The following is a 9,092-nucleotide window of genomic DNA, read 5'->3' as shown; positions in this document are numbered from 1 at the left end:
TCGACGCTCACACCCAACTTATTTGGGGCAGTATTTCCTTAAGTTGACACCAATGGTATGCCATAGGCCCCTACAACAAAATCATCCAATACCAAAAGCTGATAGCTAAACGCTTTTATCTAAGCATGACTTTCGCTCGAATACGCCCCCTTCGCCTCAGACAAAAATTTCTTTGGTTGTTCCTTTTACTACTCAGTTGTGTTCTCGCTTTGTTCTTGAGCTTTCGCAATCCTGCTATTGGTTCAGAACAAACAGAAATTCTTTGGGATAGTTGGGGTGTGCCGCATATCTATGGGAAAGATGCGGAGGGGTTATTTCAAGCCTTTGGTTGGGCGCAGATGCAGAGTCATGGCGACTTGATTCTGCGATTATATGGTCAAGCACGAGGACAGGCAGCAGAGTATTGGGGAGAAAAATATCTTGAATCAGACAAGTATGTGAGAACGATGGGCATTCCGCGTCGGGCAAGTAACTGGTACGAGGAACAGAACCCGACGATGCGCCGCTATCTTGATGCTTTTGCATCGGGAATTAATGCCTATGCCAAGGAACACGCTGACCAAATTAACGATGATATTGAGCAGGTACTTCCCGTTAATGGTGTGGATGTGCTGGCTCATGTGCAACGGGTGATTAATTTCACCTTTGTTGTGAATCCAGGAAGTGTAGCAAGTCTCAGTTCCCGTCGCCCTTCTGTGGGTTCAAATGCTTGGGCAGTTGCACCGTCTCATTCAGCTAGTAGTAACGCGATGCTACTGGCTAATCCTCACTTACCTTGGTCAGATTTATTTCTGTGGTACGAAGCGCAACTAACGGCACCAGAGATTGATGCTTATGGGGTGGCGTTGGTGGGAATGCCGATGTTGGCGATCGCATTTAACAATAACCTAGGTTGGACATCCACGGTTAACACCCATGATGGTTGGGATGCTTACGAACTGACGCTGGCGGATGGAGGCTATCTCTTCGATGGTAGTGTTCGCCCATTTGAAACCGAAACCCAAACGCTAAAGGTAAAGCAAGCCGATGGCACTCAACGAGAGGAGAAACTAGTTGTAAAACGCTCAATTCACGGCGCAATCGTGGGTCAAAAAGAAGGGAAAGCCATTGCCTTGCGAGTGGTTGGGTTAGATCAGCCTGACATCATGGGGCAGTTTTGGGACATGGCACGGGCAAAGAACGTGAGCGAGTTTGAAGCAGCACTCCAGCGCTTGCAGTTGCCAATGTTCAATATAATTTATAGCGATCGCGATGGGCATATCCTATACCTCTTCAACGCTCAGGTACCGATACACTCCCAAGGCGATTGGAAATATTGGCAGGGAGTTGTTCCAGGTGACACATCCGCCATATTATGGACAAAAACCCATCCTTACACTGATTTACCCCGTGTCCTCGACCCACCTAGCGGTTGGTTACAGAATGCCAACGACCCCCCTTGGAGTGCAACATTCCCACCAGCACTGAATCCCAACGATTATCCATCTTACCTTGCCCCACGTTTCATGCACTTTCGGGCACAGCGTTCAGCACGGATGCTGATGGAGTCTGAAAAGCTGAGTTTTGAGCAGATGATTGCCGACAAGTTCTCATCCCGGATGGAGTTGGCAGACCGAATTTTGGATGATTTGATTCCAGCCGCACGACAGTTGGGTGGAGAATTAGGAAAGCAAGCGGCTGATGTTTTGGAAGCTTGGGATCGAAAAGCCGATGCCGAAAGTCGAGGTGCAGTGCTATTTGCCTTGTGGGCACAATCTATGCAGCCGTTTAATTGGTTCACGACTGCCTGGAACGAGCAAAGTCCAATGACAACACCTGACGGTTTATCTGACCCGGCTACGGCTGTCAATGTCTTAAAGGCAGTTGCCGTCACTGTAAAATCGCTCTATGGGTCGCTGGATGTGCCTTGGGGTGAGGTGGCTCGATTACGTTACGGTAATGTGGATTTACCCGCTAGTGGTGGCCCTGGACTTTTTGGAATCTTCCGAGTTGTGGATTTAGTCCCAGCTACTGAGGGACGTTTCCAACAAATTGCTGGTGATAGCTACATTGCCGCCATTGAGTTTTCTAATCCCGTACAGGCAAAGGTACTGCTTACTTACGGAAATGCCACTCAGCCAGGTTCACCCCATATTGGCGACCAGTTGTCGCTATATGCTCGTAATGAGTTGCGACCTGTTTGGCGAACCCGTAAGGAAATTGAAGCTCATTTGGAATCGCGTCAAGTTTTCTAAATGAACTCAAGAGCGGTTCACTCTCAGATAAAGTGGAGCGATTAAGGCGATGAAAGATACCGCTGAAATTACTGGTTTTCATGCTCATATCTACTTCGATACCGCCAGTCATGAGGCGGCAGCGCGTGTACGAGAAGGATTGGGCAGTAACTTTGAAGTGCAACTGGGGCGTTGGCATGACAAACCCATTGGCCCACACTCAAAGGCAATGTATCAAGTTGCGTTCTTACCGGGGCAATTTGGCAAGGTTGTTCCCTGGTTAATGCTCAATCGTGAGGGGTTGGATATTCTGGTTCATCCTGAGACAGGCGATGATGTGGGAGATCACACGGATCGTTCTTTATGGTTGGGAGAGAAGTTGGAGCTTAACATCGAGTCTCTTCGATGACTTGGAACAACTTAATTAGAACTTACGCAAATTGAGATCTAAAGTGCCATTTGTAGGGGCACCAATAGTAACTTTTCAGACATCCTCTGAATTAGTGCCTCATAATAAAAAGTTATGCTACTAAGCTACTGAGTTATTGGTTGGAATAGTAACCGGAAGCTTAGCTATTGGCGTTTAACATTCAGTTAGTCCACAATAGCTACAAAGTTTAAGTTAATATCTGTGCGTTTGACAATGAAACGAAGAAGTTTCTGCCGTTATTTTGCATTGGGTTCAGCTTGCTTCGCTGGAATTGTATATAGAGATTCCTCTTTTGCGATGATTCCTAAATCCCTCCACTCGAAATCACGTCATAGATGGGTAGTTCTGTACTGGATGCCTTATGATAATGACCTTGTTCGCTTTGGTGAACCAATCATTGAAATGCTAGCTGAGGGTACAAGAGACTCAGAAGTAGTGGTGGCTGTTCAATCAGACTATTTTGGTGATACTAAAATGCGCCGTCGTATCCTCATCAATGGCGCTATACAAGAAATGGATATTGTAGGAGAAGACAGTAGCGACATATCAGCATTCTCTAAATACCTTGACTGGGCAAATCAAACTTTCAACGCAGAACATTGGGCGGTAATTGTTGTTGGTCATGGCGGCAAAATTAATGAAATTAGTCCTGATGCTCATGGATTAAACAGTCAAACAACTACATGGATGGGAGTTGATAAGTTTGCCAGCAAACTAACTCAATTTAATAAGAGTACTTGTGGACGAGTTGAGTTACTTTTCTTTCAAAACTGCAATAAAGCCACGCTGGAAATTGTATACGAAGCAAGAAACTGTGCTCGATACACGCTTGCATCTCAGCTTGAGCTTGGCGCACCAAATTATTATTACAAAGGCTTTCTTGAACGGCTTAAGGAACCATCAGTTGGGGGATATGAAGCGGCTATAGCAATTATGGAATCTGAACGTGCTGATATGTATCACACACTCACTTTGGTGGACAATCAAGCAGTTGAACAGATTCCAGTTAAGCTCTCACGGCTGATTCAACCTCTTCTTGATAAGAATTTACAAACAGTTAATCTATCAGCTCTTCCAACATTCCGTTATTTTGATGAGCAGCATTGTGATGTGCTGGCTTTGCTTAGGCATCTTTCAAGCAACATTAATCAAGAGTCACATGAGCTTAGTGAGTTTACTGAGTTTTTAGAGTCATCAGTTATTGCTTACTACAAAACAGGTGGAAAGCTTTTTGGTAGTCGTAATTTTAGCAATACTGATTCAAAAGAATTATGTGGACTGAATTTGTACCTTCCGGAGACTGGACAGGCTGTTTCTCGTTACAGTTCCCTTGCTCTCTATAAACAAGTTGATTTGTCAGGCTTATACCGAGGCATATTTGTTAGTTAATCAGCTTGGAAGTACACGGTATAAAAACGTATTGGAGCAGATGACTAGAAGTTTTGATTGTGTTAGCGATCGCACAGTTACGAGTAACGGCAAAACAAATATTCGGGGCAGCGCATTAGAAAAATTAGTTTCCTCATGATGATTTCTGGTAACGAGAAAGCGATCGCCTGTTTCCATTGGGGAACGAGGAGAAGAGCAAAAGTCATCTTGCTCCCTCCCCGTGTCCTACCGTGTACACACAAGTCGGTAGACCTCTCCCCAAACCCCTCTGGGAGGCGGAGAGGGGCTTTGAACATTGCTCCCCAGCTCTATCTACGACAGGCGAAAGCGTTGTGCGATCTCTTACAGCTTTCCTTAGATGAGCTAGTAGATTAACCAGCGAAGATATAAAGAAGTTGGACTGAGAGGGACATTAGCGATCACACGTAAACGAAATGAGGCGAAGCCTAGCGCTCCAGCAAAGCTGATCGCATTGATGATGCCAGCGACGAGGAAGAATAAAGCTAGTGGGTGATTTGCAATCTTGAGATAAGGTACATCGATTTGCTAGGGTCTGAAGCCTCTACCTTTACCCTTAAGGCGAGGGCGTCTGTATTTATGCTTGGGTACGTGGGCTTCACTCTCGAACCACCAGTCAGCATTGTAATCCCAATAATCATAGTCATCTTGTCTGTAGTAAATGCCTTTGTGGCTTTCATTCGTCAAATTCTTAGTTACCTTGATGGGATATCCTGGCGGCGGGTGCTTTGGGTTATTTGGATCTGGTGGATATCCACTGGGTTCCCCAGCTCTCGCTCTTAGCTCATTTAAAGTTCGTTCACGTTCCTCCCTTTGCCTCTGTTCTTGCTGTTTTTGACGAGTCCGCTCTTGCTCCTCAATATCAGATTTGACTGAAGCCTCTGCCGCCCCTTGTCTTATAGTTTCAAATATCTTACCGAGTTCTGGATACTCCTGAATCAAATGGGGAAAATTTTGTGCCAGCTCGTTAATAGCTTTAATTTGGCGAGCTTTTTCCTCAATTAACTCATTACCTGTAAGAGAATTTACTCTTTCGGTCTTGATTCTAGAGATAGTCTTAAGGGTATTTACGGCTGGCTTTGTAGCTATGTTGTTCTGAATTGTGTAAGCAGGCGCTAAGAAAACAAACATTCCAGCAGCTATAGCGCCAAAAATTAATGAGAGAATTATGAAAATACCGTAATACCACGCTAGGTAACCACAAGCCATTAATGTAGCTGTCACAGCAAACGTCTCAAACCAAGCTTTTGGTCCTTCCTCAGATGAGTGAATACCTATTGTAAATAGCTTGAGCAACACCTCAATAATTGAGAACCTGCTGGTAAGAGGTAAATTGGTAGATGGCATTTAAGAAGATGAATTAGACTTAATTTGTTTTCTTTTCAATAGAAAAGTTCTGTTTTCACCTGGATCGTTCTTTAAGTTAATTATGTGCTTTCTAGTCTCATACCCTTCTTTACTGAGCGTGATTTCTACATCTTCGGTAGAGGGGATTTTTATTTGGACATAGCCGTCATCAGTAGTTATTCGCTCTGTAGGAGAGCCTCTGTAGGAAAATCGAACAGATGCGCCTTTTACTGGCTTTCCTTCTTCTGTTTCCGTAACGATACGAACATCTGTTAGTTCTGGTTCAGCTTCTTTTGAAGCTGTTTCTTGTTGACCTGAAGCAAGTTTTGTTAGCTCAGGAAACTCGCGTAATCCAGCTACAGCTAAAGCCAAAGCAACGATACCGATCAAAATACGAATCAAAGGATGCCAATTGGCGAAGTTCAGCATAGGTAGATAGACACTGGATCAAAACTCTGCCCAATATCCTAACCAAATTTCCTCTCAAGCCAATGGATGAGATTGCTACAAAGTCAGACTGATTGGGGTATCTAGCTATTTCGCCCTTGTAGAAAATAATGTGATTGCCATCACCGTAAGTTGGGTTGATGCCAAAAACCCCAACATCTACTCCCGCTCAATATCAACGCCAAATGCAGGAGCCACACTTCAGCGTTAATGAGAATAGCGATCGCACCTCATCCTTACCAACCACAGGTACAACAGCCTTATCCTTCCATCTTTAACCAACTGAAAACCTGACTTACCGTTATCTCTAGGTCAATCTCCCCTAATACAGATAGGCGATCGCTATCCTGTAACAACTCTGGTTGCTGACCTGGAAGGAAAACGAGAATAGAGCGATCGCTTGAGTCTATTAGCCATCCCAGTTGGCAACCGTGCTGTAGACAGTAGAGGATATTTCCAATCACTCGGTTTGAACTCTGTTCGGGAGAGAGAATTTCAATCGTCCAGTCTGGACAGAGCAAAAAATCGTTGGGAGGTTCCCCATCAACATCAAAAGGGATTCGCGACCACTTGAAAACAGCTACATCTGGCACGATTGAGCGGATACCAAAGCTACAGCGCAATTCGGGGAATGCAGAAGCACTATGAAGAGGTTCAGCTACATCGTTGATAGTATTGCAAAGTCTGAACTGCAACCGACTATGCTTCCCTTTTGGCATAGGCTTCTGGATAATCTCTGCATTGATATATTCGCTTGCAGGTTTTGTTTCCGGAAGCTTAAGAAATTCCTCTAGGGTGATAGCTTTGGCAGTTGTAATAGACACGGCTTTCGTATCCTGCTGTTCCAGTGGCGTGTTTTTAGTTTAGCAATATGCGATCGCCGATAAGAGTGCAAGTTCCTCAAATAAGCATTGGACAATTGCCTCTGTGGCTACGCCCTTCTGGATTGTCCCCTCTTCCCATCCCCTGATTGTGCGACGGCAGTCTTAAACTCTATGCGCTAGAGTCAGAGCGTTACCAACGGTGAATATCTAAAGTAGCTGAGCAATGATGCGGAAAGCACTGGGTGGATTTGGATTACTGGCAGGGGCAACTTACCCGTTTCGAGCGCTTGCTGTTTTTCAGCGCAACCCTCGATTGTTGGGTTATATGGCAGTACCGATTTTGGTGAATTTTGTAGTCGGTGTTGTCCTTTATGTGGGGTTACTCTTTTTTGGTTGGGAGAGTGTCGAAGGTTTACTCATCAATTTGTCGAATTGGTTGGAGACGTTGATTGCTAAGCTTCCGGTATGGCTCAGCTTTTTAGAGTACTTAATTATTGGCTTAGGCTTCTTGTTGCACTTCCTGCTAGTAGTAGGGTTATTGCTAGTAGTTGGTTTTTTACTCGTGCAATTTGGGGTATTGCTAGGTGCGCCGTGGTATGGCAAGCTCTCAGAACAGTTGGAGAAGATACGCACAAGTCAGTTGCAGATTGTCGAGGTGGGAATTGTTCGGGATATTTCAAGAGCAATTCTGTTTGAGTTGAAGAAACTAGTGCTGATAGCAGGAATTGGGTTACCGTTACTACTGCTAAACTTTGCGCCAGGAATCGGGACAGTAGTAGCGGCTGTTGGTGGTATCACACTTGCTGCGATGATTGTTGGCATCGACTTTCTTGATGCTCCTTTAGAACGTAGACGCTTACACTTCAGGGAAAAGTTGGGGATTGTAGTTAGAAGTTTACCTGCTAGTGCCAGCTTCAGCCTGGTTTGTCTGGGGTTGGTGAGCATTCCCTTGTTGAATCTTTTCACGATTCCTTTGTGTGTCGCCTCTGGAACACTGTTTTTTTGCGATCGCATTTATCCCCATCTTCCTAATTCCTCTACACTACCCTCAGAATCATCTCCCAGAACAATTGAAACTAAGCAATAAGCACATGGCAAATCTCAAAATTAATAAAAGGGAATCTACTGCTGTTATTAATTCCCTCAGTGGGGGAGTTGTGCCGAGAATTGGTCTGGAACATATTGCTGTCGGACGGGAACGGGAAATCAAAGCATTCTTGCAAGACCTTGAAAATATTGCCGAAGGGGGTGCAACGTTCCGCTTCATCATAGGGCGCTATGGTTCTGGTAAGAGTTTCATGCTCCAGCTAATTCGGAATCATGCGATGGAGCAGGGGTTTGTCGTTGCCGATGTAGACTTATCTCCTGAACGCCGATTAGCTGGAACCAATGGACAGGGTGTTGCCACCTATCGAGAATTGATGCGGAACATTGCCACCAAAACTAATCCTGATGGTGGTGCAATGAAACTGATTCTCGAACGTTGGATTAGTGGGATTTTGACCCAGGTTGCTCAAGCAACGGGAAAGCGTCCAAGTGATGATGGATTTGATGACCAAGTAGAAGCCAAAATTTTAGAAGTCGTCAAAGACATGGAAAATTTAGTTCATGGCTTTGACTTTGCTACTGTTGTTACAGCTTATTGGCAGGGCTACCGAGCTGATGATGATGAAAAAAAAGATGCTGCCTTGCGTTGGCTACGTGGAGAATTTGCTGTTAAATCGGAGGCAAAGTCAGCGCTAGGAGTGCGTGTGATTATTGATGATGATAGCTGGTATGACTACATCAAACTCTTCGCCAAGTTTGTTGCTGATATTGGTTATAAAGGACTATTTATTCTCATTGATGAAGCAGTTCATTTATACAAAATTTCTCATACAGTTTCCCGACAAAACAACTACGATAAGCTCCTAGCTTTGTTCAACGACTCAATGCAAGGTAGAGCCGAGAACCTCGGTATCCTTATGGGTGGAACGCCTGATTTTCTCGAAGATTCCCGTCGGGGACTCTACAGCTACGAAGCTTTGCGTACTCGGTTGGTGCCTGGTCGTGCAGTAATAAATGGGTTTCAGGATACTTCTGCACCCGTCATCCGATTAGAAACGTTAACCACTGAAAATATCTTGGAGCTTTTGCAACGGTTAGCGGAGGTTCATGCTGTTCATTACAAGTACAAGAAGACTATTACCGCTGCTCAATTACAAGAGTTCACGAATGAATGTGTCAATCGCTTGGGTGCAAAAGACTTGCTGACTCCGCGTGAAGTTGTGCGTGATTTTATTCAGAGTTTGAACATCCTTCAGCAAAACCCCCAACTGACTTTCAAACAACTAATTCAAAGCTCGACTTTCCAACCTACTCGTGCAGGAAAAAATCCTGATGTAGATGAAAACAGTGAGTTTGCTGAATTTACTTTGTAGTGAA

General features: G+C 44.7%; 10 protein-coding genes. 7 read left to right on the top strand and 3 right to left on the bottom strand.

Going from position 1 to position 9,092, the window contains the following annotated elements:
- The first annotated feature begins 125 nt into the window (after positions 1 to 125).
- The 4 genes from AC5JL3_RS04690 to AC5JL3_RS04675 all read left to right on the top strand — a co-directional run bounded on the left by AC5JL3_RS04690 (position 126) and on the right by AC5JL3_RS04675 (position 4,407).
- Positions 126 to 2,234 (top strand): acylase, encoded by a 2,109-nt coding sequence (locus AC5JL3_RS04690; protein WP_496073367.1) that lies wholly within the window; start codon positions 126 to 128, stop codon positions 2,232 to 2,234.
- Between the two features lie 49 nt (positions 2,235 to 2,283).
- Complete coding sequence (locus AC5JL3_RS04685; protein WP_496073366.1) at positions 2,284 to 2,622, top strand: DOPA 4,5-dioxygenase family protein; 339 nt, start codon at positions 2,284 to 2,286, stop codon at positions 2,620 to 2,622.
- Between the two features lie 375 nt (positions 2,623 to 2,997).
- Complete coding sequence (locus AC5JL3_RS04680; protein WP_496073365.1) at positions 2,998 to 4,032, top strand: clostripain-related cysteine peptidase; 1,035 nt, start codon at positions 2,998 to 3,000, stop codon at positions 4,030 to 4,032.
- 135 nt (positions 4,033 to 4,167) lie between these two features.
- On the top strand, positions 4,168 to 4,407 hold the full coding sequence (locus tag AC5JL3_RS04675) for a hypothetical protein (RefSeq protein WP_496073364.1): 240 nt from the start codon (positions 4,168 to 4,170) through the stop codon (positions 4,405 to 4,407).
- A 171-nt stretch (positions 4,408 to 4,578) separates the two neighbouring features.
- Here AC5JL3_RS04675 and AC5JL3_RS04670 read toward each other — a convergent pair whose 3' ends face one another.
- Positions 4,579 to 5,397, bottom strand: a complete 819-nt coding sequence (locus tag AC5JL3_RS04670) for a hypothetical protein (RefSeq protein WP_496073363.1) — start codon at positions 5,395 to 5,397, stop codon at positions 4,579 to 4,581.
- The gene (locus AC5JL3_RS04665) at positions 5,398 to 5,826 is read right to left on the bottom strand and encodes a peptidase associated/transthyretin-like domain-containing protein (RefSeq protein ID WP_496073362.1); all 429 of its coding nucleotides are present in this window, start codon (positions 5,824 to 5,826) and stop codon (positions 5,398 to 5,400) included.
- Between the two features lie 158 nt (positions 5,827 to 5,984).
- On the opposite strand from AC5JL3_RS04665, the gene AC5JL3_RS04660 reads away from it, so the two are divergent.
- Positions 5,985 to 6,122, top strand: a complete 138-nt coding sequence (locus AC5JL3_RS04660) for a hypothetical protein (protein WP_496073361.1) — start codon at positions 5,985 to 5,987, stop codon at positions 6,120 to 6,122.
- On the opposite strand, the gene AC5JL3_RS04655 is transcribed toward AC5JL3_RS04660, so the two are convergent.
- The gene (locus tag AC5JL3_RS04655; RefSeq protein ID WP_496073360.1) at positions 6,105 to 6,668 is read right to left on the bottom strand and encodes a Uma2 family endonuclease; all 564 of its coding nucleotides are present in this window, start codon (positions 6,666 to 6,668) and stop codon (positions 6,105 to 6,107) included. The genes AC5JL3_RS04660 and AC5JL3_RS04655 overlap by 18 nt on opposite strands.
- 223 nt (positions 6,669 to 6,891) lie before the next feature.
- Here AC5JL3_RS04655 and AC5JL3_RS04650 point away from each other — a divergent pair, with 223 nt between their 5' ends.
- Both AC5JL3_RS04650 and AC5JL3_RS04645 read left to right on the top strand, forming a co-directional pair.
- A complete protein-coding gene (locus tag AC5JL3_RS04650; RefSeq protein ID WP_496073359.1) occupies positions 6,892 to 7,755 on the top strand; it encodes an EI24 domain-containing protein in 864 nt (287 codons plus the stop codon).
- 4 nt (positions 7,756 to 7,759) lie between these two features.
- Positions 7,760 to 9,088, top strand: coding sequence for an ATP-binding protein (locus AC5JL3_RS04645; protein WP_496073358.1), 1,329 nt, complete (start codon positions 7,760 to 7,762; stop codon positions 9,086 to 9,088).
- The last annotated feature ends 4 nt before the right edge of the window (positions 9,089 to 9,092 follow it).

It is taken from the genome of Symplocastrum torsivum (genome assembly GCF_059505465.1).
The sequence above is the reverse complement of the archived record's forward strand: the minus strand, read 5'-3'. Positions and strand labels throughout refer to the sequence as shown.

What these genes read in the sequence shown, in the direction of transcription:
- AC5JL3_RS04690 (WP_496073367.1), top strand. Translation starts at nt 126, where the DNA reads ATGACTTTCGCTCGAATACGCCCCCTTCGCCTCAGACAAAAATTTCTT.
- AC5JL3_RS04685 (WP_496073366.1), top strand. Translation starts at nt 2,284, where the DNA reads ATGAAAGATACCGCTGAAATTACTGGTTTTCATGCTCATATCTACTTC.
- AC5JL3_RS04680 (WP_496073365.1), top strand. Translation starts at nt 2,998, where the DNA reads ATGCCTTATGATAATGACCTTGTTCGCTTTGGTGAACCAATCATTGAA.
- AC5JL3_RS04675 (WP_496073364.1), top strand. Translation starts at nt 4,168, where the DNA reads ATGATGATTTCTGGTAACGAGAAAGCGATCGCCTGTTTCCATTGGGGA.
- AC5JL3_RS04670 (WP_496073363.1), bottom strand. Translation starts at nt 5,397, where the DNA reads ATGCCATCTACCAATTTACCTCTTACCAGCAGGTTCTCAATTATTGAG.
- AC5JL3_RS04665 (WP_496073362.1), bottom strand. Translation starts at nt 5,826, where the DNA reads ATGCTGAACTTCGCCAATTGGCATCCTTTGATTCGTATTTTGATCGGT.
- AC5JL3_RS04660 (WP_496073361.1), top strand. Translation starts at nt 5,985, where the DNA reads ATGCCAAAAACCCCAACATCTACTCCCGCTCAATATCAACGCCAAATG.
- AC5JL3_RS04650 (WP_496073359.1), top strand. Translation starts at nt 6,892, where the DNA reads ATGATGCGGAAAGCACTGGGTGGATTTGGATTACTGGCAGGGGCAACT.
- AC5JL3_RS04645 (WP_496073358.1), top strand. Translation starts at nt 7,760, where the DNA reads ATGGCAAATCTCAAAATTAATAAAAGGGAATCTACTGCTGTTATTAAT.